Genomic DNA, 24585 nt, shown 5'->3' on the forward strand with positions numbered 1-24585 from the left:
ACCACGTCTTTGCTGGTCGCGCGGTGTTCAAGACGTGGATGCTCGGCACAAGGCCGAGCATGACGGCAGTGTCACATGATGGTTTACAAAAAAACGCCCGGCTGTGCCGGGCGTTTTCATTTCAGGAAATGGTGGGGTCAGGCCCGACCATGACCGGTTGCCAGTCGCTCACACGCCGATCTTGCCGCCGCCGCGCTTGGTGATCGCCACCACCGAAGGACGCGTCGGCATGTCGGGCTTGAAGTCCGGCCAGCGGGTCGAGAGGTCCTCGTAATAGGAGCGGCGGCCGAAGGCGGGCCAGTCCGGGCCATCGTCGCCCGGATGCTGGACGGCGACGAAAGCCGTCGTGTCATCCGGCGTGAAGCAGGGGCCGCAGAGTTCGGCGCCGTGCGGCACGCGGTAGAACAGCTTCGAGGTGCGGCGCGCCTCGCCTTCGGTATCGACCGCCCAGAGCCCGTCGGTGCGGCCGGTCTCGGGGAAGCCGTTGCCGTCGGTCGAGATCCAGAGGCGCCCGGCGGAATCGACCACGGCATTGTCGGGCATGCCGAACCAGCCGTTCTTGCTGGTCTCAGTCGAGAAGGTCGCTCCAACCGCCGCGACGGAAGGATCGCCGCATTTCAGCAGGATCTCCCATTTGCCCTTCGTCGCGGTGTGGTCGCCGCCGTCCTCGATGATCTCGACGATATGGCCGAAGGCGTTCTTGGCGCGCGGATTGGCGGCGTCGACCTGCGCGTCGGTGCGGTTGGTGTTATTGGTCAGCATGACGTAGACGCGGCCGGTAACCGGATTGGGCGTGATGTCCTCGGGCCTGTCCATCTTGGTCGCGCCGAGCAGGTCGCCGGCGCGGCGCGTCTCGATCAGCACGTCGGCCTGACTCTGGAAGCCGTTCGCCGCCGTCAGCGGCCCCTGGCCGAAGACCAGCGGCAGCCAGGCGACGCCGCCATCAGCGTCGAAGCGGGCGACATAGAGCGTGCCGGCGTCGAAAAGGTCCATGTTGGCGGCGCGGTTGTTGGGGTCGAAGCGGCCGGCGGTCACGAATTTGTAGACGTAGTCGAAGCGCTCGTCGTCGCCGAGATAGACCACGACCTGACCATTCTTCGCGACGATGTTGTCGGCGCCTTCATGCTTGAAGCGGCCGAGCGCCGTGCGCTTCTTCGGAACCGAATTCGGATCGAGCGGGTCGACCTCGACGATCCAGCCGAAACGATTCGCTTCGTTGGGCTCCTTGGCGAGGTCGAAGCGCTCCTCGAAACGTCCCCAGGCATAGGGCGCGGACGGAATGGCCATGCGCTTGTAGTTGGCCTCCTCGCGATGGCCGTCCGGCAGCTTGCCGGAGAAATAACCGTGCACGTTCTCCTCGCCGGTGACGAAGGTGCCCCAGGGCGTCAGTGCGCCGGCGCAGTTGTTGATCGTGCCGAAGACTTTCTTGCCGCTCGCGTCGGCGTTGGTCTTGACGCGATCGGAGCCGGTGACGGGACCCGAGAGCTGCATCTCGGTCGCGACGGTGATGCGGCGATTGTACTTTGAATCCTTCACCAGTGCCCATCTGCCGTCGATCTTGCGGATTTCGGCGACGGTCGCGCCATGCGCCATCGCCTCGATCTCGAAACGCTCCTTGGTCGCGTTCTTCATTACCGGCTTGCCGTCCTTTATCTCGACGACGCCGGGGAACATCAGATGCGGGTTGGTGTACTCGTGGTTGACGAAGAGCAGGCCGTGGGCCGAGGGGTCGGCAGCGCCGGGCATCGGCGTGTAGCCGACGAAGTCGTTATTGTAGCCGAACTGCCTGGACTGGGCATCGGCCGTCTGCTTGGCCGGGTCGAATTCCGGCGCGCCGGCAACGATCGGATCGCCCCAGCGCAGCAGCACGTCGGCCTGATAGCCTTCCGCGACATGGTGGTCCGCATCGACCCCGGCTTCGACTTCCTTGAAGCTGAAGGCGGAGCCCTTCGCCTGGGCCTTGGCCTCCTCGGCGGTCGCCAGCGCGGCCGCGCCAACCGTCGCCGAAATGGCGGAGACGGCGAGCGCGCCCTTGAGCAGGCCGCGACGCGAGAAGCGCTGGCCGATCAGTTCGCCCATGGTCGGGTTGGCGGACTGGTTCTGCGGTGGCGCGTCGTCATGCTCGAGCATGCTGGCGCCGAAAGTGGATTCGTACTGGGTCTCTTCGGTCATGACCGGCCCCTCCTGTCACACAAGCTAGAATGACTCAAAACTATGAGTCACGCTTGACAGATCGGTGACGGCCGATGCTCACGCAGCGCGATTCTGTCGGGTCAGGTTCTCGAAGGCCTCGGTCAGGGTTTCGGCCTGGCGCGTCAGCGCCTGGGCGAGGCCGAGCATCTCGTCGATGCCCATGCCGGCGGCTTGGGCGGATTCGTTGACGCTGGCGATGGCGTACGAAACCTCCTGCGTGCCTTGCGATGCGAAACTGACGCTGCGGGCGATCTCCTGGGTCGCTGCCCGCTGCTCGTCGACGGAACTCGCGATCGTCAGCGTCGTATGATCCATGTCGCTGACGAAGCCGACGATGCTTTCGATCGCCTCGACGGCTTCTTGCGTCGCCGACTGCATGGCTGGGACCTGGGCCGCGATCTCGTCCGTCGCCTTGGCGGTCCGGGCAGAGAGCTGTTTCACCTCTTGCGCGACCACGGCGAAGCCTCGCCCCGCCTCGCCGGCGCGCGCCGCCTCGATCGTCGCGTTGAGCGCGAGCAGATTGGTCTGTGCGGCGATGTCGCGGATCAGGTCGACGATGGAACCGATCGTCTGCGCCGATTGTGCGAGACCCTTGACGATCGCCTCTGTTCGCAACGCCGCCTGGCTGGCATCGTGCGCCTTGGTGGTGGCACGGGCGACTTCCTCGGAAATCTGGCTGAGCGAGATCGACAGCTCCTCGGCAGCGCTGGCAACGCTGCCGACATTGTCCGAAGCCTCGTCCGACGCCCGGGCGGCGGCAACGGCCTGCACGCCGGTCTCCTTGACTATGCCATTCATCGTATGAGCCGTCGCCTCGACGACACGGGCACTGCCGGTTACGGCGCCGACCACGTCACGGACCGTGACCTCGAAAGCCGAGATCTCGCGCTGGGCGCGTTCGCGGCTCTGCCGCTGGACATGCGAATAGGTCTCGAGCAGCAGCTCGAGATCGAGCTGGACAGCTTTCTGCAGGGCGGCGCGCAGCGCGATGCGCCGGTTGTATTCCTTGGCCTGCCAGAAGTGGCTGAGCTTGGCGAGGCCGTCGCGGAGCAGCCCGAGTTCGGCGCCGATCGCATTGCCGACGATGGCGTGACAGATCGCGACGGCGTGGGCGGGAACGCCGTTGTCGTTGAAGGCGCCGGCAAGGGCGTGCGCGGATTGCAGATAGCCGTCCTCGAGCTCGCCTGACACCAGCCTGATCCAGTGCGCGAGCCTGAGTTCGTGCACCTCCGAGCGCTGCATCGCGCTCAGGATTTCGGGCCAGGCCTCGAAATGCTCGTGCAGCTCCGGCAGCAAGGTCGGCAGGCGCCGTCGCGCAAATTCAGCCTGCTGCCGCAGCAGGCCGATGTCGATGGCGTCGATCCGGAAGGTCCGCAGGCGCGCCGCGTGCTCAGCGATGGCGTTGTTCATGCGCGCTGTGTTCGTTTCCGCTGGTGGGCCTGCCCGCGACATTGCTGCAGGTTCGCGAATAAACGCTTAAGCATGGGCGTGCCGGAAAGGCTGCCGCCGCGCTTGCCTCGCGTCGAGCCGGCTGAGTATAAGCCGGCCGACGCATAACAGCGGAGATCTGGGCGTATGGCCGGCCATTCACAGTTCAAGAACATCATGCACCGCAAGGGCAAGCAGGACGCGGTGCGCTCCAAGCTGTTCTCGAAACTGGCCCGCGAAATCACCGTCGCCGCCAAATTGGGCATGCCCGACCCGAACATGAATCCGCGCCTGCGCATGGCCGTGCTCGCCGCGCGCGCCGAGAACATGCCGAAAGACAATATCGAGCGCGCGATCAAGAAGGCGCTCGGTGGCGAGGGCGATAACTATGACGAGGTCCGCTACGAGGGTTATGGGCCCGGCGGCACCGCCGTGATCGTCGAGGCGCTGACCGACAACCGCAACCGCACGGCCTCGGCGGTGCGCTCCTACTTCACCAAGTCCGGCGGAGCGATGGGCGAGAGCAACTCGGTCTCGTTCATGTTCAATCGCGTCGGCGAGGTCAGCTATCCCGCCGAAGCCGGCGATGCCGACAAGGTGATGGAGGCAGCGATCGAGGCCGGCGCCGACGACGTGATCAGCGACGAGAACGGCCACACCATCCTGTGCGCCTTCGATGCGCTCAATGAAGTCTCCAAAGCGCTCGAAGGCACGCTCGGTGCGCCGGCCTCAGCCAAGCCGGTTTGGCGGCCGACGACAACGACGCCCCTCGACGAGGAGAAGGCGGCGTCGATGATGAAACTGATGGAGGCACTCGACAATGACGACGACGTCCAGAACGTTTTCGCCAATTTCGAGATCGCCGACGAGGTGATGGCTAAGCTCGGGGGGTGAGCGCGATATGGCGTCATTCTCGGGCCTGACCCGAGAATCTCTTGCCGGATGAGACCCTGGTATCTCCTCGCCACGAGATGCTCGGGTCAAGCCCGAGCATGACGACCTTTGTCACCGCCCGATCAGCCCATCCCAGAACGGCAGGCTGATGAGCGCGCTCAGGAAGATCGTCAGATAGGCGATGCGGCGGAAGGTCTGTTCGGAGGCCAAGCCGAAGGCGTGGGTGCCGAGCCAGAGGCCTGCGCCATAGACGGCAAAGAGCGGCAGTGCCATCACCAGCGAAGTGAAGGTGATGATGGCCTTCGCCCACAGGACCGCGCCGCTGACCACGGTACTCAGCCCGAAATAGGTCTGCAGGTTAGCGCGGGTCTTGTGCCGGTCGTTGCGCTGGGCGCCGAGCCAGAACACGGCGAGCGGCATGCCGCCGATGCTGGCGAGACCATTGCATAGACCCGAGGCCGCCCCGACGCCGAGCGACAGCGGCATGCCGGGTTTTCCGTGATAGCGCCAGCCGGAGGCCATCAGCAGGACGGCGGCGAGCACGAGCAGCGCCAGCAGCCAGCGCATCGTCTCGCGATCGAGCCAGGTGAGAAGGGCGATACCGAGCGGCAGGGTCAGCGTCGCGGCGATCAAGAGGGGGATGACCTCGCTCCATTCCGCGCGCTTTGCCGAACGGGCCGCCAATGGCAGGGCGAAGGGGAGGTCGATCACCCAGATCAGCCCGAGCGCCGCGACCGGCCCAAGCACGATCGAGGCCAGCGGCATGAACACCATGGCGAAGCCAAAGCCGGTGAAGCCGCGGACCAGGCCGCCGAGCAAGGTCGCGCCGATCAGGACGGCGATGCCGTCGAGCGAGACACCGGGAAAGAGCGAGATCAGGAGAGCTGTCATCGGAACGCCGGGGAAGGATTGTCTTTCCTTCACGCAAGGCGCGAGACGATCAACCCCTGTTGCAGTGATGGCGGCGATGAGTATCGCTCATCGATGGTGCGAGCCCTCGTCCCTGCCTTCCGTCCTGTTCCTGGGCCAGATACCTTACAAAACTTTAATACAATCCGTCATCGCGCGTTCATCTTGGCGGTCCTAGCGTCCCTCGGCTGCGAGACCTCCCGGAATGTTTCGCCTGGTCGACGCTGCATAAACCTGACCCCACAGGGGGATAGCGATCATGACACGCACCAGATTTGCGCTTGCCGCCGGGCTCTTCGCGCTGACCGGCAGTCTCATGCTGCAGACATCATCGCCCGCACTGGCGCTGACGATGAAGGAGTGCAGCACCAAGTACAACGCCGCCAAGGCCGGCAATACGCTGGCCGGGCAGTCGTGGAATGATTTCCGCAAGGCGCAATGCGGTGACGCAGCCGCTCCCGCCGCCGCGACTGCTCCGGCAGCGGCGACCCCTGCCAAGCCCGTTGCCAGCGCGCCCGCTGCTGCCAAGCCGGCCGCCGCTGCGCCTGCCGCAGCCGGCAATGCCATGTTCCCGAGCAAGGTCGATCCGAAATACTCGACCCTCTCGGCCGGCAAGCAGCGCTTCAAGACCTGCAACGACCAGTACAACGCCAACAAGGCCAATGGCGGCAATGGCGAGCTGAAGTGGATCCAGAAGGGTGGCGGCTATTACAGCCAGTGCAACACCCGGCTGAAGGGCGCCTGAGCAAAGCATTCTCAGTCCCTGTCATTATTTGGGGCCGAGGCTCCCGCCTCGGCCCTGTCTCGCAGTGACGGGGTGCGCCGGAGCCCGATCGGGCATAGCGTTCGCGCATGTCCGATCCGATTCGCATTCTCGGCCTCGACCCCGGTCTCAGGAAGACCGGCTGGGGCATCGTCGTCAGCGAGGGGACGAAGCTGTCCTTCGTCGCCTGCGGCGTGGTCGAGAGCGACGACAAGCATTCTCTCGCTGAGCGGCTGCGGCAACTGCATGACGGCATCGCCGGCGTGATCGCGCGGCATCAGCCGCAGGAGGTCGCGGTCGAGGAGACCTTCGTCAACCGCGATCCGCAATCGGCGCTGAAGCTCGGCCAGGCGCGCGGTATCGCGCTGGTCGTGCCGGCGCTGGCCGGGCTCGATGTCGCGGAGTACGCCGCCAATCTGGTGAAGAAGACCGTGGTCGGCGTCGGCCACGCCGACAAGAAGCAGGTGCAGGCGATGATCCGCGTGCTGCTGCCGAAGGCCGAGACGCGCAGCGCCGACGCGGCGGACGCGCTCGCCGTTGCGATCTGCCACTCGCAGCATCGCGGCGCCAGGGCGCTGCTGGCGCAGTATCAGCTGCGGAAGGCGTAGAGCTCGGCGTCCGGGTCGCCTTTGCCGAGGAGGCCGGTCCGAACGATCTCGGCGCCGATGCGGCTATAGGTGATGCCGTTGCCGCCGAAGCCCATCACTGTCCAGCAATTCCTGAGATCAGGCATCGGGCCGATGGTCGGCAGCCCGGTCGTCGAGGCTCCGAACGTGCCGGTCCAGGCATAGTCAACTTCGGTCGAGACCCCGGGCAGGAGCTTGCTGAGTTTGCGGCGCAGGGCCTCGACCTTCTGTCCGATCAGCGCGTCGCGCTTGTCTTCGTCGACGAAATCCTCGTCCTCGCCGCCGCAGATGATGCGGCCGTCGCGGGTCGTGCGCATGTAGAGGTAAGGATCGGACGCTTCCCAGATGAAGCAGCACCGTGGCCAGAGGCTGCGCTTCTGGGGCGCGGTGGCCAGCGCCCAGGTCGAGAGCACGCCGTGCCCCTTCGGCATCTCCCCGAAGGGTAGTTCGTAGCCGGTGCAGAAGACGAGGTGGCGGCAGCGGATGCGGTGGCCCTCCTTGGTCCGCAGATCGACCGAGCGCGGCTTGGCGTCGAGATCGACGATCTCGACCGGCCAGGCGAGGCGGGCGCCGCGGCCGAGCGCGGCGCGCAGGAAGCCGGTTGCGAGCACGACCGGATCGGCCTCGAGATTGTCATAGCCCAGCAAGGCGGCTTCGCGATCGATGCCGAAGTGCTCCTTCAGCGCCGCGGCATCGAGCAAGGCGGTTTCCAGCCCGGCGTGGCGGCGGGCTTCCCCCTCGCGGGCCAAGCCGTTGGCATCGAGCACGTCGCCCGCGAGATAAAGCGAATCGCGACGTATGACAGGGGCGATCGATAGCGCCTTCATTCGCGCCGCCAGCCCATCGACGGCGAGGCGCGAGCGGCGCCAGGCGCGGATCGCGGCCTCCTCGCCGATCTGGCGCGTCAGTTTGGTCAGGGGCTGGTCGACCTCGTATTGCAGGAGGGCGGTGCTCGCCGGCGTCGAGCCGCGGACCGGGCCGCGCCGGTCGACCACCAGCACGCTGAAACCTGCCTCGCTGAGCGCGTCGGCCTGCATCGCGCCGGAGATGCCGGCGCCGATGATGACGACGTCGCTCTGCGTATCCTCGGTGATGCCTTGCCTCGGAAAGCGCGGTGGCCGCTTGCCCTGCCAGACCGAGCGCCCGGTCCGCAGGTCTCTCGCTTTCGTCAGCACGTGCCCACCCCTCCATATCGTCGGTGGAGAACGCATGATCGCCGCGAATGATCCGATCTGGCGGCGGGCTGTCGCCATGCTAACAGGAGGCATGATCGGAAAGCTCAAGGGCCTCATCGATTCGTATGGCGAGGACTTCGTCATCGTCGACGTTCAGGGCGTCGGCTATGTCGTGCAGTGCTCCTCACGCACGCTGCAGCGCCTGCCCAAGGTCGGCGAGGCGGCGGCCCTGTCGATCGAGACCCATGTCCGCGAGGACGCGATCCGGCTCTACGGCTTCATGTCGGACAATGAGCGCGACTGGTTCCGGCTGATGCAGATGGTGCAGGGCGTCGGCGCCAAGGTTGCGCTCGCCATCCTCTCGACGCTCGAGCCCGGCGCGCTCGCGACCGCGATCGCCAGCAACGACAAGGCGGCCGTGGCGCGCGCGCCCGGTGTCGGCCCCAAGCTCGCCCAGCGCATCTGCGCCGAGCTCAAGGACAAGGCGCCGGCCTTCGGCCATGTCGACCCGGCCATCGCGCAGCTTTCTGGCGCGCTCGAGGACAGGAAGCTGCCGCAGCCGGTGGCGGACGCCGTCTCGGCGCTCACCAATCTCGGCTACCAGCAGGCGCAGGCGGTTGCGGCGGTTGCGGCTGCATCGCGTGCGGCAGGCGAGGGGGCCGGCACGGCGCAACTGATCCGGCTCGGGCTGAAGGAGCTTGCCAAGTGACGAACGGACCGACGGTGATCTTCCGGGAGATCGCCGACAAGTCGGCATTCCTTGCGCTGATGATGCGGCACTGGGGCTCGCATCGCATGGTGATCGGCCTGAAGCTCTACGATTGCGCCGAATTGCCCCTGCTCGGCATGTTTGCGGCCGAAGGCGAGCTTCTGGCGGTGGCGAGCTGGGCGCATGACGGCGAGCTTGCGGTGCTGTGTGCATTGCATTCCCTGAAGGAGGGCGAAGGCGCCGCGTCGCGCATGCTCGAAGCAGTGAAGGCGGCGGCGCGAGCCGCCGGCGCGGTCAAGCTCAGGGCGATGCTGACCAATGACAACATGCCGGCCCTGGCGTTCTACCAGAAGCACGGCTTCCGCTTCTCCGGGCTCTATATCGAGGCGATCGATGCCTATCGTTCGGTGATTCCGACGATCATCAAGTCCGGCTACCAGGACATTCCGGTGCATGACGCGCTGGAGCTGGAGATCGCATTGTGAGCGAACCGAAGCGGCCCGGTCTGATGACGGCGGACAAGCGCGACGACGACAGCGAAACCTCGCTGCGGCCGCTCTCGCTCGCCGATTTCACCGGTCAGGCGGCGGCGCGGGCGAACCTCCAGGTCTTCATCAATGCGGCGCGTAGCCGTGGTGACGCGCTCGATCATGTGCTGTTCGTCGGGCCGCCGGGGCTGGGCAAGACGACGCTGGCGCAGATCGTGGCGCGCGAGCTCGGCGTCAGTTTCCGCTCAACCTCGGGGCCGGTCATCGCCAAGGCCGGCGATCTTGCGGCGCAGCTCACCAATCTCGAAGAGCGCGACGTGCTCTTCATCGACGAGATCCATCGCCTCAATCCGGCGGTGGAGGAGATCCTCTACCCGGCGATGGAGGACTACCAGCTCGATTTGATCATCGGTGAGGGGCCGGCAGCACGCTCGGTCAAGATCGACCTGCCGAAGTTCACGCTCGTCGGCGCCACCACCCGCGCCGGCCTGCTGACGACGCCTTTGCGCGACCGCTTCGGCATCCCGATCCGTTTGCAGTTCTACACGGTCGAGGAATTGCAGAGCATTGTCGCGCGTGGCGCGCGGGTGCTCGGCGTGCCGATGTCGGATGACGGCGCGAACGAGATCGCGCGGCGCGCGCGCGGCACGCCTCGTATCGCCGGCCGGCTGCTCCGGCGGGTGCGCGACTTCGCCATCGTCGACGGCGATGCGATCGTCACCCGCAAGGTCGCCGACAAGGCGCTCGGCCTGCTCGATGTCGACGCCATCGGCCTCGACCAGATGGACCGGCGCTATCTCACTACCGTCGCGATCAATTTCGGCGGTGGCCCGGTCGGGATCGAAACGATCGCCGCCTCGCTCTCCGAGCCGCGCGACGCGATCGAGGAGATCATCGAGCCCTTTCTGCTGCAGCAGGGCTTCATCCAGCGCACCCCGCGTGGGCGGCTGCTGACACCGCACGCCTTCCGCCATCTCGGCATGCCGGAGCCGAGCCGCGAGGCAGCGCAGTTCGGCCTATTCGGGGACGAGGGGGAGGAGTGATGACAGAGATTCTTCTTGGGAAATTGGAGAAATTTCCACTGCGTTCCATCTGGCTTGGGGAGGCAACAGATTTCACGCCCTGGCTTGCGGAAAATCTCGACAAGCTTGGCGAGCGGATCGGCATGGAGCTTGAACTTGAATCAACGGAAGTCACCGCTGGTGACTTTTCTGCTGACATTGTGGCGCGTGAAGTGTCAACGAACCGCAAAGTTATTATTGAGAATCAGTTTGGGCAGACAGATCATCGTCATCTCGGTCAAATAATTACATATGCAGCTTCCCTGAATGCAGAGGTCATCGTTTGGATTTCTGAAAGAAGTCGACCGGAACACAAACTTGCTATCGATTTCTTGAATAGCAATTTCAAGGGGAATGTCATATTCTTTGCGGTAGAAGCTTCTATCGTCCGTATTGAGAATTCGAAGCCAGCATTTCTGTTGGATGTCGTCTCTGAACCGGTCGAGGCACCGATTCCATCGGGGGTTGTTAATGAAACGATCTCAGAGACGAGAGAGAAGTATCGTCAATATTTTCAGCAGCTTATTGATGATCTTAGGGTGATTCATAAATTTACTAATGCTCGCGCTGGGCAGCCGCAGAATTGGTATAGTTTCTCCTCTGAAAATTCAAAAATATTCAAATATGGAACAAGTTTCAGTCAAGGTGGTCAAGTTCGAGTCGAGATATACATTGATTGCGACGATAAGGAGCGGAATGAAGCCTTGTTTGAGTGCTTGCAGGGAAAAGGGGCTGAGCTTGAAGCGAGTTTTGGATCTCCTCTAAGTTGGGAGAAGCTTGAAAGCCGACGCGCATGTCGTATCGCTATCTACCGAGACGGTGATATAGATGCGGAAACAGAACTTCTTAATGAAATTAAATCCTGGAGTATTTCTAACTTAATTAAATTTAAGACGATTTTCCCAAATTATATTGCCTCGTGTTTGACCGAAATATCATCCAAGGCGCCCGCTGGAGATGGTATGGCAGCGGAATGAGACATCTCTGTCAAAAGGCCGCGGCGGCAGCTGCTCTTGTGGTCCTGTCTCTGCCAGGCCACGCCGCCGAACCCACGCCCGATGCGACGGTGCGCAAGGCCTATGAGGTCACGCAAAAGACGTTGGATGGCGGTGGCGAGCCACCCTGGCGACCGCCGCATCGCGACGCGCTGATGAGCAAGAATCTGGCGGCGCTGTTTGCCCGCGACGACCGCTACCAGGATGAGAGCGGCGATATCGGCCATGTCGGGGCCGATCCGTTCATCAATGGGCAGGATGGCGAGGTCAAGGATCTTCAGATCGGTCTCGCCGGCAAAGCCTCGCGCGGGCGGGCTCGGGTGGTCGCTTCCTTCCGCAGCTTTGGCCAGAAGATGGCCGTCCGCTTCCTGATGGTGGAGGAAGGCGGCGGCTGGCGCATCGACGACATCGTCAATCGCATCGACGGCAAGGCCTATTCGATCCGCGCCGCCCTGTCGCAGCCCTATGATTGCGGCTCGTTCATGGGCAAGCCCTGCAGTCGCTGACGATCGCTCAGTGGAGGGTAGCCTTTTGGCTGTGCCCATTGCGCCCGCCCGCCGGACGCCCTGTCGACGTTTGACCCGTCCGCGTGCCCGCCTTCATGGATTTTGGCCTGTCGTGGCTGGTCTCTGCCTGTTCCTTCTTTTCCTTCAGCGCTCGGCGCGCCTTCTGCCGCTGGGTGGCCTGCTTCAGCTTGCGCATCGCGGTCTCCGTCTCGCTCTCAAGCTGGAACGAGGGGAGCCGCATACGGTTCCGATGGCTGCGTCGCGGTTGTTCGTGTGGGGCAGGCCGGTCTAAGGATCGTGCGCCAATCTGCAGAAGGACTGTCATGGCCGGCGCCCACAGCATCTCCGTCCGCGTCTATTACGAGGACACCGACTTCTCCGGCGTCGTCTACCACGCCTCCTATCTGCGCTTCATGGAGCGTGGTCGTACCGAGCTGATCCGGGCGCTCGGCATCGAGCAGCGCGAGCTCTTCGACGGCGATGCGGCGCTCGGCTTCGCGGTCCGGCGCATGCTGATCGATTTCATGAAGCCCGCCGTGATGGACGATCTGCTCACGGTCGAGACGAAGCCGACGGTGGCGCGCGGCGCCACCATGGAACTCGACCAACGCATCCTGCGCGGCGAGGAGGTGCTGATCACGGCGCAGGTCAAGGTCGCCTGTATCGGCGGCGGCAAGGCGCGGCGCATTCCCGATGTGCTGCGGCATCGGCTCGGACTGGAAATCATCTGAGAGATCGGCCGCGAGTTCTACTGGCGCGGCAGCCTGACGCGACCATCTGCGCTTCCGGTGCTCACGGACTTATGTCCGCTCCGCTCCGGTTCTCGACAGTCACGCCATTCAGCTCGCGCCAGCGAACTCTCGACCGATCTCTTCGAGAGCTCATGCTGCCTGCTGGCATCGACGCTGACGGATCGCCATGTTAGGGCCCGTAACATGAGCTGGAAACGCAACGAGCCCGAGCAGCCGCGGGGCTATCACCACGGCAACCTCAAGGAGGCGCTGGTGCGTGCCGCCCTGGGGCTTATCGGCGAGAAGGGCCCGAACGGCTTCACCTTCGCCGAAGCCGCCCGCATGGCCGGCGTCAGCCCAGCCGCGCCCTATCGGCATTATCGCGACCGTGATGAATTGCTGGCTGATGTCGCGGTGCGGGGGTTCACCGCCTTCGAGGCCGCCCTGGCCAAGGCCTGGAACGGCGGCAAGCCGGATGCCGAGACGGCCTTCCACCGGCTCGGTCCGGCCTATCTCGCCTTCGCTCATGACGAGCCGGCTTTCTATTCGGCAATGTTCGAAGCCGGTGTCCCGCTTGACGCGAGCCCGGAGCTGCGCGCCGCCGCCGATCGCGCCTTCCAGCAATTGCGCCAGGCCGCGGAGACGCTGATCGCGGTGCTGCCGCAGGGAAAGCGGCCGCCGGCGCTGATGATGGCGCTGCATATCTGGGCGATGTCGCACGGCGTCGCGGCGCTGTTCGGCCGCGCCGATGCCGGCCGGCGGCCGCTGCCGATGTCGGCCGCCGACCTGCTCGAGGCTGGAATGCTGGTCTATCTCAAAGGCCTGGGCCTGCCCCCCGATCAAGCGGTCTGACGTTTCGCGGAAAATTTTGATCCGGCTGTCTTGAAAGCCTTGGCAGGTGCGTCCAGATATGTGAATGTGATTTACATTCACACGGTCGGCGAGGGCCGGATCTGATCAGGTTGGATAACCTGATCAGTGAATCCGTCCCTCACTCCTAAATGGAGACCGTTTTGCCGATCAGCCCGCTTACAGGCTGATCGGAACGGGCTCCGAGCCGATCGGGAGGTTGGCCGGCAGCGGCATCCGTCGCTGTCATTCAGGTTCGAGAGGAATCGATGCCGATCGTCGCAAAGCTTGATGAATACGGAAAAGGGGCCTGGATCGCCTTTGCGGTGCTCGGCTTCATCATTTTCTGGCCGCTGGGTCTGGCGACCCTGGTCTTTCTGTTCTGGAGTGGACGCATGGGACATGGTTGTGGACCGGCACGTTACGAGCACCGGATGAATCGCCTGCAGGACAAGATGGAGCGCCTGCGCGAGCGCATGGGCGGGGCTCAGCCCTTCGGTCGTGGCGGCTTCGGCGGCGGCTGGGGCCGCGGTCCGTCGTCGAGCGGCAACCGCGCCTTCGACGAATATCGTGACGAGACGCTGCGCCGTCTCGAGGACGAGCAGCGCGAATTCCACGACTTCCTCGGCCGGCTGCGCATGGCCAAGGACAAGGCCGAGTTCGACCAGTTCATGAACACGCGCCGTCCCAGCACTGGCACGGATACCGTCGAAAGCGCCTGACCCGCCCCGTCAGTCCTGTCGACTATCGGCGGCCCGCTTCCTCATGGAAGCGGGCCGTTGGCGTTTATGGGCCGCATCTCGACGAAACGCTTCGCGCACGAGGCCGCGGCATACAGCTACGGACCCCTCCTGGATGCGGCCCGCATGGCCGTCATAACGCGATATTAACCATGCCGGCCCTTAACCTCGATGGGGATTTAGCGGGACACAAGGCCTCTGGCGCACGCGAGCACCGCCGTTTGGCCCATCTTTCGCCGAATTCAGCGGCAATTGGTGTCGATGGCATATCCCCGGAGCGCAGATCGGGCGGCGGCGCGACCTTCGCGGCGCAAGCTACAGGCTGTGCGGGACTGAACTTAGTTTCGCGCCCGCCAGGCAGAAGGATGACAGGATGAACCCCGCCGTGGAGATCGCGCAGGCCGCGCCGCAGATCGACATGTCTTTCTGGTCGCTGTTCTGGCACGCCCATATCGTCGTCAAGCTCGTGATGATGGGCCTGCTCGGCGCGTCGGTGTGGTGCTGGTCGATCATCGTCGACAAGACCCTGCTCTATCGCCGTACCCGCCGCGACATGGACGCGTTCGAGGAGGTGTTCTGGTCCGGCCGTTCGCTCGAGGAGCTCTATCGCGACCTCGCCAACCAGCCGGTTAACGACATGGCGGCCGTCTTCGTCGCGGCGATGCGCGAATGGAAGCGCTCCTTCGAGAATGGCGGGCGCTCGGTCGCGAGCCTGTCCGCGCGCATCGACAAGGTGCTCGACGTCACCATCCAGCGCGAGGCCGAGCGTCTCGAATCGAAGCTGCTCGTGCTCTCGACCATCGCCTCGGCAGCCCCGTTCATCGGCCTGTTCGGCACGGTCTGGGGCATCATGAATTCCTTCACCGCGATCGCGGTCTCGAAGAACTCCTCGCTCGCTGTCGTCGCGCCCGGCATCGCCGAGGCGCTGTTCGCCACCGCGATCGGCCTGTTCGCCGCGATTCCGGCGCTGATGGCCTACAACAAGCTGCAGGCCGAGGTCGCCAAGGCACAGAACCGGCTGGAGGCGTTCGCCGACGAGTTCTCCGCGATCCTGTCGCGGCAGATCGACGAACGTCTGGCGGCGTGAGGGCCTGAATCATGGGCATGTCAGCCGCAACTGGGGCCAAGGCCGGGGGACGCCGTGGGCGTCGCCCGCGCCGTCATGGCGCCATCGCCGAGATCAACATGACGCCGTTCATCGACGTCATGCTGGTGTTGCTGATCATCTTCATGGTCGCCGCGCCGCTGATCGCGACGGGCGTGCCGATCGACCTGCCGCAAACCGGCGCCAAGCCGATCAATGTCGATCAGAAGCCGGTCACCATCGCCATCGACGACAAGGGCCAGATCTTCCTTCAGGACCAGCCGACGCTGGAGCCCGACCTCGTCCAGAAGCTGCAAACGGTCGCCAAAGAGGGTTTCGACCAACGGATTTACGTGCGCGGCCACAAGCAGGTGGACTATGGCCGCGTCGCTTCCGTGATGGCGACGATCACCAGCGCCGGCTTCAAACGCGTGGCGCTGGTCACCGAACCGAATTCGCGTTGAACGAGAAGGTGCCGTCGCGTTGATGGTTTCGCGTTCCGAGCCGGGCTTGGCGATCTCCGCCCTGGGCCACGCGACCGTTCTGGTCGCGGGGCTGCTGGCGTTTGCCGGCGCGACGCCGCTGCCTGAGCATCAGGAAGCTATCGCGGTCGAGGTGGTCGATCCCTCGGCGCTGAACCAGGTCACCCGCGGCGAGCGCCAGGCCGAGAAGGTCCAGGAGCAGCCGCAGCAGCGGGCCGAGCGCCAGTCCGAGGTCGTCGAGCGCAAGGAAGCAGGCGAAGCCAAGCAGGATACGCCTGCGCCGCCGTCGCGCCCGCCGGAGCTCAAGGTTGCCGACGACAATGCCGCAGCGCCGCTGCCGCCGGCCCGTCCGACCCCGAAGCCGACGCCGCCGGCCGAGCCGGTCAAGCAGCCGCCGCAGAAATCCGAGCAGGTCGCCGCCCAGGAAGCCGAGCTGCGCCGCGAGGAACTGGCCAAGCTCGCCGAGGAGGCCGACCGCGAGAGCAAGGCGAAGCAGGCCGAGCAGGAGGCCAAGGCCGCCGCCAAGGCGAAGGCCGAAGCCGAGGCGCAGGCGCGTGTCGAGGCGGCCAAGGCCGCCAAGCAGAAGGCCGAGGCGGAGGCCAAGGCCAAGGCGGAAGCCGAGCAGAAGGCCAAGATCGCTGCCGAGGCCAAGGCTAAGCGCGAGGCGGAGGCCAAGGCCAAGCGCGAGGCCGAGATCGCCAAGAATTTCAACCCGAACGACATCGCCAAGCTCCTGCAATCGAAGGAGCAGGCGCAGTCCTCCGGTTCGAGTGCGCCGCAGATCAACCGCACCGCCTCGCTCGGCACCCAGACCGGTTCCTCGCAGAAGCTCTCGCCGTCGCTCAGGGCGCAGTTGATGGGCATCATCCAGGACCAGCTGCAGAAGTGCTGGAACGTGCCGATCGCGCTGCAGAGCGCGCAAAAGCCGGTGGTGCCGCAGGTGCGCATGAAGCTCAACACCGACGGTTCGCTCATCGGCCAGGCGAGCGTGACCAATTCTTCGCCCGACCCGCTCTTCCGGGTCGCGGCGGATTCGGCGCTGACGGCGACGCGTCGCTGCTCGCCGCTGCGCATTCCCGCGCAATTTGCTTCCTATTATGACGATTGGCGCGACGTCATCGTCAACTTCGACGCCAGGGACGTGCTGTGACCGCCATGGACCGCATCCATCATCCTGCCCTTCCTCCGGCTGGCAGGGCTACCGGGCCGACCCGTCGGCACGCGCTCGCGCTGACCGGCTCGGTGCTGGTCTTGCCGACGCTGATCGCACCTGCGCGAGCCGAACTGGTGATCGACCTGCGCAAGGGCACCTTCCAGCCGATGCCGATCGCGGTCGCCGATTTTGCCGGCGAGGGCGGGGCATTGGTCTCCGGCATCATCTCCAACAACCTGAAGCGCTGCGGCTACTTCCTGCCGATCGAGAAGGCGCGTCATCCAGAGAAAAACCCGCCCTTCGACGCGGCACCACAGTTCGAGGCCTGGAAGGCGGCCGGCGTGCAGGCGCTGGTGATCGGACGGGTCTCGCGCGATGGCGGTCGCCTCAAGGCCGAGTTCCGGCTCTGGGACGTGGTCGCCGGCCAGCAGATCGACGGCCAGCAATACTTCACCGACCCGAACAATTCCCGCCGGGTCGGCCACATCATCTCGGACGCGGTCTTCACCAAGATCACCGGCGTCGGCGGCTTCTTCGACACCCGTGTCGTCTTCGTCGATGAATCCGGCTCGAAGGAGGCAAGGCGCAAGCGGCTCGCCATCATGGACCAGGACGGCGCCAATGTGCGCTACCTGACCGATGGCGCGACCTCGGTGGTGACGCCGCGTTATTCGCCTGTGGCCCAGGAAGTCACTTATATGGCGCAGCGCACCGGCGAGCAGCCGCGCGTGCATGTGCTGAACATCGAGACCGGACAGCGCCAGGTCGTCGGCAATTTCCCCGACATGACGACGAGCCCGCGCTTCTCGCCCAATGGCGCCCGCATCGCGCTCAGCCTGCAGCAGGGCGGCAACGCCAATCTCTATGCGATCGATATCGGTTCGCGCACCACCCAGCGGCTGACCTCGACCGCGGCGATCGACACCTCGCCCTCCTTCGCGCCGGATGGCTCGCAGATCGTCTTCGAAAGCGACCGCGGCGGCTCGCAGCAGCTCTACCTCATGGGCGCCGGGGGTGGGGAGGGCAAGCGCATCTCCTTCGGCCAGGGGTCCTATTCGCAGCCCTCCTGGTCGCCGCGCGGCGACCTCATCGCCTTCACCCGCCAGGGCGGCGGCGCCTTCTCGATCGGTGTGATGAAGCCGGACGGCTCGGGCGAGCGCATCCTGACCGAGGGCTTCCACAACGAGGCGCCGAACTGGGCGCCGAACGGCCAGTACCTCATGTTCTTCCGCGATCCCGGCGGGCAATCCGGCGGCAAGCTCTACATGGTCGACATCACCGGCCGCGTTGAAGTCCCGGTGCCGACGCCGGCCTTCGCCTCGGACCCGACGTGGTCGCCACTGCTGACCGCCGCGCGCTGATGCAGGAATGCAACACCGATGCGCAGACCGCTTACGGCCACAATTGGTTAACCATACGCCGCAATGCCGCCACTTCGCCTTGTTCTGGCAAGGTCTCGTTTAGGTTGACACATCATTGATGGGTAACGCGTGACGCCGCCCGGCGCGCTCCGCGTCCGACATTCGGAGAGAATTGACATGCTCGCCTCCTTTGCTGCCAGCGCCCGCACCGTGCGCCTCGCTGCCGTCCTCCTGGGCGCGCTCGCCCTCGGCGCCTGCGCCAAGGATCAGAACGCCGATGGTTTCGGCGCCGGCGGCGCCGCCACCCCCGGCAGCGCGCAGGATTTCGTCGTGAATGTCGGCGACCGCGTCTTCTTCGAGACCGACTCGACCGATTTGACCACGACCGCGGTCGCGACCCTCGACAAGCAGTCGGGATGGCTGCAGCGCTACCCGCGTTACACTTTCACCATCGAAGGCCATGCCGACGAGCGCGGCACCCGCGAATACAATTACTCGCTCGGCGCCCGCCGCGCCCAGACCGTGCGCGACTACCTCGCCTCGCGCGGCATCCCGGGCAACCGCATCCGCACTATCTCCTACGGCAAGGAGCGCCCGGTCGCCGTCTGCAACGACATTTCCTGCTGGTCGCAGAACCGGCGCGCCGTGACGGTGCTCGACGCCGGTGGCGGCGTCTGATCCAGGCGCCTGACAAGACTTGACGCAGCCGGCGCTTACCGCAAGGAAAGCGCCGGCTTTTCCATATTTTGGCCGCGGTATTCACGTGTGATAGTTCTGACTTCCGGGGCGATGCGGTTTGCTTGACATGAGCTTTGCAATGATTTCGATCTTGGGCCTGAAGCGGCTCTCGTTGCGGCGCGCCTTGCTCGCTGGCCTGTCGCTGCTGGCGATCGGCCTGATCCAGCCTGCTGCTGCGCAGGATGCTGCCGACCTCGTGGTGCGGACGGGCCGTCTCGAGAACCAGCTGCGTCAGCTCTCCGGCCAGATCGAACAATTGCAGTTCGAGAACCGGCGCCTGACCGAGCAATTGCGCAAGTTCCAGGAAGACGTTGATTTCCGCCTGTCGGAGCGCGGTGGACAGCGCGGCAGTGCCAGCCAGGCGCCGCAGGGCGCCCGCCCGGCCGCCCCGCCGACGCAGCCCGGGCGTGAGCGTCGCGGCGACGCCTTCGATCCTGCTGCGCAGCCAGGCACGGCCGGCGCGCCACGTCAGCTCGGCCAAATCATCGAGGATGACTATGCCGGCAATCCGGCGTCCGGGCAGGGTCCGATGGACCTCTCCAATGTCGGCCGCCCGGTGCCGGAAGGCGCGCTGCCGCCGACGGCGCCGCGTGGCCCGAGTGTCGCTGCGACCGGGCAGGCAGGCACCCCGCGCGAACTCTACGACCTCGCCTATGCGCATGTGCTGCGCAAGGAATACGAGCGCGCCGAGATGAGCTTCCGCGAATTCCTGCAGAGCTATCCGCGCGACCGGCTGGCGCCCGACGCGACCTTCTGGCTCGGCGAGAGCTATTTTCAGCGCCAGCGCTATCGCGAAGCGGCCGAGCAGTTCCTGAAGATCTCGCGCGATTATCCGAAGGCCGGGAAAGGCCCCGACAGCCTGCTCAAGCTCGGTATGTCGCTGAACGGGCTTGGCGCGCGCGACCAGGCCTGTGCCACCTTTGCCAAGGTCGGCGTCGATTATCCGGCCGCTTCGAATACCGTGCGTCAGGGCGTGGAGCGCGAGCAGCGGCGCGCCCGCTGCGCTTGACCGCGGCACCTCCAGAGACTGCTGGATACGAACCCCTGACGGCGGCGGACGCCGCTGTCCTGTGTGCTCCGCTCGCGGGCGAGGAAGCACTGCTCGTCGCGGTGTCCGGCGGGCCGGATTCCGTCGCGCTTCTCGCGCTTCTTGCCGAATGGGCTAGCCGCGGTCGCCCGCGGCTCCTGGCTGTAACCGTCGATCATGGCCTGCGCCCCGAGGCGGCTGAGGAAGCGCTGATGGTCGCCCAGCTCTGCGCCGGGCTCAGGCTCGAGCATCGCACGAAGCGCTGGCTGGGCCCTAAGCCGCAGACCGGCTTGCAGGAGAACGCGCGAGCCGCCCGCTACGCCCTGCTGGCAGAGGAGGCACGGGCGTTCGGTGCCACGGCGATCGTCACTGCCCATACCCTCGACGACCAGGCCGAGACCTTGCTGATCCGCATGGCCGCGGGCTCCGGCCTTGCCGGTCTCGCGGGGATGGCTCCCCGTAGCTCGGTGAACGGAGTCGTGCTCGCAAGGCCGCTGCTTGGCGTCGAGAAAGCCCGGCTCATCGCGACCTGCAAGGCGCGTGGCCTCTCTTTCGTACGTGATCCGTCGAACAACGACCCGCGTTTCGCACGCATCCGCTGGCGCGAGCTCTTGCCTGAGCTGGCGCAGGACGGATTGACGGCCGAGCGGCTCGGCCAACTCGCCCGCCGGCTGGCGCGGGCCGAGGAGGCGCTGGATGTTCTCGCAGTCCGCGCCCTGGCGGCCTTGCCGGCCGGCGGGGAGGCTGGAGAGCGCTGGTTCGATTTTGCGCGACTCTGCCACGAGCCTGAGGAGATCGTCGTCCGGGGCCTGGCGCTCGCGCTCGCCGCGGCGCAGGACAATGACGAGGAAGACGATGTGCCGCTTCGTCTGGCGCGGCTTGAGGATTGCGCGCAGGCCCTGATCGTCGCGGCACGCGAGGGCAGGGCGCTGCGCCGCACGCTTGGCGGCTTCCGCCTGTCGCTCTCCGGTGACGGGGTGCTGACGCTGATGCGCGAAGGCGAAAGGCGCCGAGGCGTTCACCCTGCGACGGTATAACGAGAAGAAGAGCTAGCCTTCCCTTGGCAAGGAGGCATGACAGCCCTAGATTAAGCAGCGAAAATCACAGGCTCGCGCGGCAATTCCGCTGGCGAGCGGATCGGAACCCTGATGAATCCGAACTTCCGCAATTTCGCCCTCTGGGTGGTGATCTTCCTGCTGGTTCTGGCGCTGGTCACCTTGTTCCAGAGCCCGAGCCAGCGCGCCAGCACCAATGAAATTCCCTACAGCCAGCTGATCAACGAGTCCGAGGCTGGTCGCATCGCGAACGTCGTGGTCGCTGGACAGGAGATCACCGGCACCTTCTCGGACGGGCGCAGCTTCGTCACCTATGCGCCCTATGGCGATCCGGCGCTCCTGAAGACGCTGGCGCAGAAGGGCGTGCAGGTCTCGGCCCGCGCTCCCTCCGAGGGCACGCCCTGGTTCATGGCGCTGCTCGTCAACTCGCTGCCCTTCGTGATCTTCATCGGCCTGTGGATCTTCATGTCCCGCCAGATGCAGAACGGTGCCGGCCGGGCGATGGGCTTCGGCAAGTCCAAGGCGAAGCTCCTCACCGAGGCGCATGGCCGCGTCACCTTCGAGGACGTCGCGGGCATCGACGAGGCCAAGGAAGATCTGCAGGAGATCGTCGAGTTCCTGCGCGATCCGCAGAAGTTCCAGCGCCTCGGCGGGCGTATTCCGCGCGGTGTGCTGCTGGTCGGCCCTCCGGGCACCGGCAAGACCCTGACCGCGCGCGCCGTCGCCGGCGAGGCGAACGTGCCGTTCTTCACGATCTCGGGCTCGGACTTCGTCGAGATGTTCGTCGGCGTCGGCGCCAGCCGTGTGCGCGACATGTTCGAGCAGGCCAAGAAGAACGCGCCCTGCATCATCTTCATCGATGAAATCGATGCGGTCGGCCGCCATCGCGGCGCCGGCCTCGGCGGCGGCAATGACGAGCGCGAGCAGACGCTGAACCAGCTGCTGGTCGAGATGGACGGCTTCGAGCCGAACGAGGGCGTGATCATCATCGCCGCGACCAACCGGCCCGACGTGCTTGACCCTGCGCTTCTGCGCCCCGGGCGCTTCGACCGCCAGATCGTCGTGCCGAACCCGGACGTCGCCGGGCGCGAGAAGATTCTGCGCGTCCATGTCCGCAAGGTCCCGCTCGCTCCCGATGTCGACCTCAAGGTCCTGGCCCGCGGCACGCCCGGCTTCTCCGGCGCCGATCTGATGAACCTCGTCAACGAGGGCGCCCTGCTCGCCGCCCGCCGTGGCAAGCGCATGGTCACCCATGCGGAATTCGAGGACGCCAAGGACAAGGTCATGATGGGCGCCGAGCGCAAATCGATGGCGATGTCCGAGGAGGAGAAGAAGCTGACCGCCTATCACGAGGCCGGCCACGCCATCGTCGGGCTCTACGTCCCGGCCGGTATCCCGGTCCACAAGGCGACGATCATCCCGCGCGGCCGCGCGCTCGGCATGGTCAAGTTCCTGCCGGAGGGCGACCGCTACTCGATGAAGTTCAAGGAGTTCACCTCGCAGCTCGCGGTCGCCATGGGCGGGCGCGTCGCTGAGGAGATCACCTTCGGCAAGGAGAACATCACCTCCGGCGCCACCGGCGACATCCAGCAGGCGACCAAGATGGCCAAGGCCATGGTGACGCAGATGGGCTATTCCGACGAGCTCGGCCTGGTCGCTTATGGCGACAACCAGGAGGAAGTCTTCCTGGGCATGTCGATGGGACGGACGCAGAGCCTGTCGGAGGCGACGGCGCAGAAGATCGACAGCGAGGTGCGCCGGCTGGTCAACCAGGGCTATATCGACGCCAAGGAGATCCTCAGCAAGCACCATGACGAGTTCGTCGCGGTGGCCGAGGCGCTGCTCGAGTTCGAGACGCTGACCGGCGATGAGATCCGTGACCTGATCGCGGGCAAGCGCCCGTCCCGCGATGCCGACGACACGCCGCATGCGCCGCGCGGCTCGGCCGTACCGAGCGCCGGCAAGGGCCGCAAGCGCGACGAGCCGGATACGGGGCTGGAGCCGCAGCCGCAGGCTTGAGCGGACACAAAACCGTAAGAGCGATCAAAGGGCGGCCTTCGAGCCGCCCTTTGTCATGATCATCCCCGCAATTGACGCTGAACGGGATTATCGTTGCTTGATGGATACGGTTCGACACAATTTGTGAGAAGCTGAGCGGGCAAAACGCCTGTATGAGCTGCAAAAGCAACGAGCCGGGCAAGGCTCCGAGGGCGACCATGATACGCAAGTACTTCGGCACCGACGGCATTCGCGGACGCGCCAACGGCGTCATCACGCCGGACCTCGCCATGCGCGTCGGCCAGGCGACCGGCATCGCCTTCCGCCGTGGCGACCATCGCCATCGCGTGGTGATCGGCAAGGATACGCGGCTGTCGGGCTACATGATCGAGAACGCCCTCGTCGCCGGCTTCACCTCGGTCGGGATGGACGTGCTGCTGCTCGGCCCCATGCCGACGCCGGCTGTAGCGATGCTGACCCGCTCGATGCGCGCCGATCTCGGCGTGATGATCTCGGCCTCGCACAACCCCTATGAGGACAACGGCATCAAGCTGTTCGGGCCGGATGGCTACAAGCTCAACGACGAGCTCGAGGCGGAGATCACCCGGCTGATCGATTCCGATCTCGGCAAGCAGCTCTCGCCCTCGGCGATGCTCGGCCGGGCCAAGCGTGTCGAGAGCGCCCATGCGCGTTATATCGAGTTCGCCAAGCGGACCCTGCCGCGCAATCTCGGCCTGGACGGCCTGCGCATCGTGCTCGATTGCGCCAATGGCGCGGCCTACAAGGTCGCGCCGGAGGCGCTCTGGGAACTGGGCGCCGAGGTCATCACCATCGGCGACGAGCCCGATGGTTTCAACATCAACAAGGATGTCGGCTCGACCAAGCCAGCGGCACTCAGCCAGAAGGTGCGCGAGCTGCGCGCCGATCTCGGCATTGCGCTCGACGGCGACGCCGATCGCGTCCTGATCGTCGACGAGCAGGGCCAGGTCGTCGATGGCGACCAATTGATGGGCGTGATTGCGCGCAGCTGGCAGGAAGATGGGCGTCTTTCCGCTCCGGGCATCGTCGCCACCGTGATGTCCAATCTCGGCCTGGAGCGCTACCTGGCGGGTCTCGGCCTGTCGATGGCGCGCACTGCGGTCGGCGACCGCTACGTGCTGGAGCATATGCGCGCGAACGGCTTCAATCTCGGCGGCGAGCAGTCCGGCCACATCATCCTCTCGGACTATGGCACGACCGGCGACGGCCTGGTCGCGGCGCTGCAACTGCTCGCCGTGGTCAAGCGGCAGGAGAAGCCGGTCTCCGAGGTCTGCCATTGCTTCGAGCCGCTGCCGCAGATCCTCAAGAATGTCCGCTACAAGCAGGGCCGGCCACTGGAGGAAAAGCCCGTCGTCAGTGCGATCAAGGCGGCCGAGCAGCTGCTCGGCGAGAGCGGGCGGCTGGTGATCCGTCCCTCGGGCACCGAGCCGGTGATCCGCGTCATGGCCGAGGGCGACGACCGTGACCTCGTCATGCGCGCCGTAGACGAGGTGGTCGAGGCAGTGACGAAGGCGGCGGCCTGAGCGACCAGGAGCTGCCTTCGGCAGACCTTAAATCCGACGCAAGTGAGAGGGTATCAAA

The 24585-nt window shown here is 65.5% G+C and carries 25 protein-coding genes; 20 read left to right on the forward strand and 5 right to left on the reverse strand.

Annotated features, from left to right (window positions below; genetic code table 11):
• Positions 1 to 168: 168 nt before the first annotated feature.
• Complete coding sequence (locus tag B6S44_RS27150; protein ID WP_129159964.1) at positions 169 to 2172, reverse strand: PhoX family protein; 2004 nt, start codon at positions 2170 to 2172, stop codon at positions 169 to 171.
• Positions 2173 to 2250: 78 nt separating this feature from the next.
• Complete coding sequence (locus B6S44_RS27155; RefSeq protein WP_164985980.1) at positions 2251 to 3603, reverse strand: globin-coupled sensor protein; 1353 nt, start codon at positions 3601 to 3603, stop codon at positions 2251 to 2253.
• A gap of 165 nt (positions 3604 to 3768) precedes the next feature.
• On the opposite strand from B6S44_RS27155, the gene B6S44_RS27160 reads away from it, so the two are divergent.
• The gene (locus B6S44_RS27160; protein WP_129159966.1) at positions 3769 to 4515 is read left to right on the forward strand and encodes a YebC/PmpR family DNA-binding transcriptional regulator; all 747 of its coding nucleotides are present in this window, start codon (positions 3769 to 3771) and stop codon (positions 4513 to 4515) included.
• A gap of 111 nt (positions 4516 to 4626) precedes the next feature.
• Here B6S44_RS27160 and B6S44_RS27165 read toward each other — a convergent pair whose 3' ends face one another.
• Positions 4627 to 5406: a sulfite exporter TauE/SafE family protein gene (locus B6S44_RS27165; protein WP_129159967.1), complete on the reverse strand. Its 780-nt coding sequence runs from the start codon at positions 5404 to 5406 to the stop codon at positions 4627 to 4629.
• 277 nt (positions 5407 to 5683) lie between these two features.
• Between B6S44_RS27165 and B6S44_RS27170 the strand changes: the two genes are divergently transcribed.
• Together B6S44_RS27170 and ruvC are read left to right on the forward strand one after the other, a co-directional pair.
• Positions 5684 to 6169, forward strand: coding sequence for a hypothetical protein (locus B6S44_RS27170; protein ID WP_164985981.1), 486 nt, complete (start codon positions 5684 to 5686; stop codon positions 6167 to 6169).
• A gap of 107 nt (positions 6170 to 6276) precedes the next feature.
• A complete protein-coding gene (ruvC, locus tag B6S44_RS27175; protein ID WP_129159968.1) occupies positions 6277 to 6795 on the forward strand; it encodes a crossover junction endodeoxyribonuclease RuvC in 519 nt (172 codons plus the stop codon).
• Here ruvC and B6S44_RS27180 read toward each other — a convergent pair.
• Positions 6777 to 7988, reverse strand: a complete 1212-nt coding sequence (locus tag B6S44_RS27180; protein ID WP_206735250.1) for an NAD(P)/FAD-dependent oxidoreductase — start codon at positions 7986 to 7988, stop codon at positions 6777 to 6779. The genes ruvC and B6S44_RS27180 overlap by 19 nt on opposite strands.
• A 91-nt stretch (positions 7989 to 8079) precedes the next feature.
• Between B6S44_RS27180 and ruvA the strand changes: the two genes are divergently transcribed.
• Genes ruvA through B6S44_RS27205 form a run of 5 tightly spaced genes read left to right on the forward strand, consistent with a single transcriptional unit; the run spans position 8080 to position 11747 of the window.
• A complete protein-coding gene (gene ruvA / locus B6S44_RS27185; RefSeq protein WP_129160029.1) occupies positions 8080 to 8697 on the forward strand; it encodes a Holliday junction branch migration protein RuvA in 618 nt (205 codons plus the stop codon).
• Positions 8694 to 9182, forward strand: coding sequence for a GNAT family N-acetyltransferase (locus B6S44_RS27190; protein ID WP_129159970.1), 489 nt, complete (start codon positions 8694 to 8696; stop codon positions 9180 to 9182). The genes ruvA and B6S44_RS27190 overlap by 4 nt, the downstream gene beginning before the upstream one ends.
• 23 nt (positions 9183 to 9205) lie before the next feature.
• Positions 9206 to 10228 carry a Holliday junction branch migration DNA helicase RuvB gene (gene ruvB, locus B6S44_RS27195; RefSeq protein WP_129160030.1) on the forward strand — a complete coding sequence of 341 codons (1023 nt, stop codon included), beginning with the start codon at positions 9206 to 9208 and terminating at the stop codon, positions 10226 to 10228.
• Entirely contained in the window at positions 10228 to 11223 is a 996-nt protein-coding gene (locus tag B6S44_RS27200) for a DUF4268 domain-containing protein (protein ID WP_206735251.1), read from the forward strand. Before ruvB ends, B6S44_RS27200 begins: the two co-directional genes overlap by 1 nt.
• Before the next feature lie 38 nt (positions 11224 to 11261).
• On the forward strand, positions 11262 to 11747 hold the full coding sequence (locus tag B6S44_RS27205) for a DUF3828 domain-containing protein (RefSeq protein ID WP_164985982.1): 486 nt from the start codon (positions 11262 to 11264) through the stop codon (positions 11745 to 11747).
• A 7-nt stretch (positions 11748 to 11754) separates the two neighbouring features.
• On the opposite strand, the gene B6S44_RS27210 is transcribed toward B6S44_RS27205, so the two are convergent.
• Complete coding sequence (locus B6S44_RS27210) at positions 11755 to 11943, reverse strand: hypothetical protein (RefSeq protein ID WP_129159972.1); 189 nt, start codon at positions 11941 to 11943, stop codon at positions 11755 to 11757.
• A gap of 127 nt (positions 11944 to 12070) precedes the next feature.
• Here B6S44_RS27210 and ybgC point away from each other — a divergent pair, with 127 nt between their 5' ends.
• The 12 genes from ybgC (at position 12071) to glmM (ending at position 24527) form a co-directional block, all read left to right on the forward strand.
• Entirely contained in the window at positions 12071 to 12478 is a 408-nt protein-coding gene (ybgC, locus tag B6S44_RS27215; RefSeq protein WP_129159973.1) for a tol-pal system-associated acyl-CoA thioesterase, read from the forward strand.
• A gap of 204 nt (positions 12479 to 12682) precedes the next feature.
• On the forward strand, positions 12683 to 13330 hold the full coding sequence (locus B6S44_RS27220; protein WP_126115985.1) for a TetR/AcrR family transcriptional regulator: 648 nt from the start codon (positions 12683 to 12685) through the stop codon (positions 13328 to 13330).
• Between the two features lie 266 nt (positions 13331 to 13596).
• On the forward strand, positions 13597 to 14049 hold the full coding sequence (locus tag B6S44_RS27225) for a DUF2852 domain-containing protein (RefSeq protein ID WP_129159974.1): 453 nt from the start codon (positions 13597 to 13599) through the stop codon (positions 14047 to 14049).
• A 391-nt stretch (positions 14050 to 14440) separates the two neighbouring features.
• Positions 14441 to 15154, forward strand: a complete 714-nt coding sequence (gene tolQ, locus B6S44_RS27230; RefSeq protein WP_129159975.1) for a protein TolQ — start codon at positions 14441 to 14443, stop codon at positions 15152 to 15154.
• Between the two features lie 11 nt (positions 15155 to 15165).
• On the forward strand, positions 15166 to 15615 hold the full coding sequence (tolR, locus tag B6S44_RS27235; RefSeq protein WP_129159976.1) for a protein TolR: 450 nt from the start codon (positions 15166 to 15168) through the stop codon (positions 15613 to 15615).
• 46 nt (positions 15616 to 15661) lie between these two features.
• Positions 15662 to 16783 (forward strand): cell envelope integrity protein TolA, encoded by a 1122-nt coding sequence (gene tolA / locus B6S44_RS27240; protein ID WP_206735252.1) that lies wholly within the window; start codon positions 15662 to 15664, stop codon positions 16781 to 16783.
• Positions 16784 to 16788: 5 nt separating this feature from the next.
• Positions 16789 to 18147, forward strand: a complete 1359-nt coding sequence (gene tolB, locus B6S44_RS27245; protein ID WP_129159978.1) for a Tol-Pal system beta propeller repeat protein TolB — start codon at positions 16789 to 16791, stop codon at positions 18145 to 18147.
• 177 nt (positions 18148 to 18324) lie between these two features.
• Complete coding sequence (gene pal, locus B6S44_RS27250) at positions 18325 to 18825, forward strand: peptidoglycan-associated lipoprotein Pal (protein ID WP_129159979.1); 501 nt, start codon at positions 18325 to 18327, stop codon at positions 18823 to 18825.
• 139 nt (positions 18826 to 18964) lie between these two features.
• Positions 18965 to 19894: a tol-pal system protein YbgF gene (gene ybgF / locus B6S44_RS27255; protein ID WP_129159980.1), complete on the forward strand. Its 930-nt coding sequence runs from the start codon at positions 18965 to 18967 to the stop codon at positions 19892 to 19894.
• Complete coding sequence (gene tilS / locus B6S44_RS27260) at positions 19891 to 20949, forward strand: tRNA lysidine(34) synthetase TilS (protein ID WP_129159981.1); 1059 nt, start codon at positions 19891 to 19893, stop codon at positions 20947 to 20949. The genes ybgF and tilS overlap by 4 nt, the downstream gene beginning before the upstream one ends.
• Before the next feature lie 111 nt (positions 20950 to 21060).
• Complete coding sequence (gene ftsH, locus B6S44_RS27265) at positions 21061 to 22986, forward strand: ATP-dependent zinc metalloprotease FtsH (protein ID WP_129159982.1); 1926 nt, start codon at positions 21061 to 21063, stop codon at positions 22984 to 22986.
• Between the two features lie 200 nt (positions 22987 to 23186).
• A complete protein-coding gene (glmM, locus tag B6S44_RS27270) occupies positions 23187 to 24527 on the forward strand; it encodes a phosphoglucosamine mutase (RefSeq protein WP_129160032.1) in 1341 nt (446 codons plus the stop codon).
• The last annotated feature ends 58 nt before the right edge of the window (positions 24528 to 24585 follow it).

The organism is Allobosea sp. Tri-44, from assembly GCF_004123845.1.
Classification (GTDB): Bacteria; Pseudomonadota; Alphaproteobacteria; order Rhizobiales; family Beijerinckiaceae; genus Allobosea.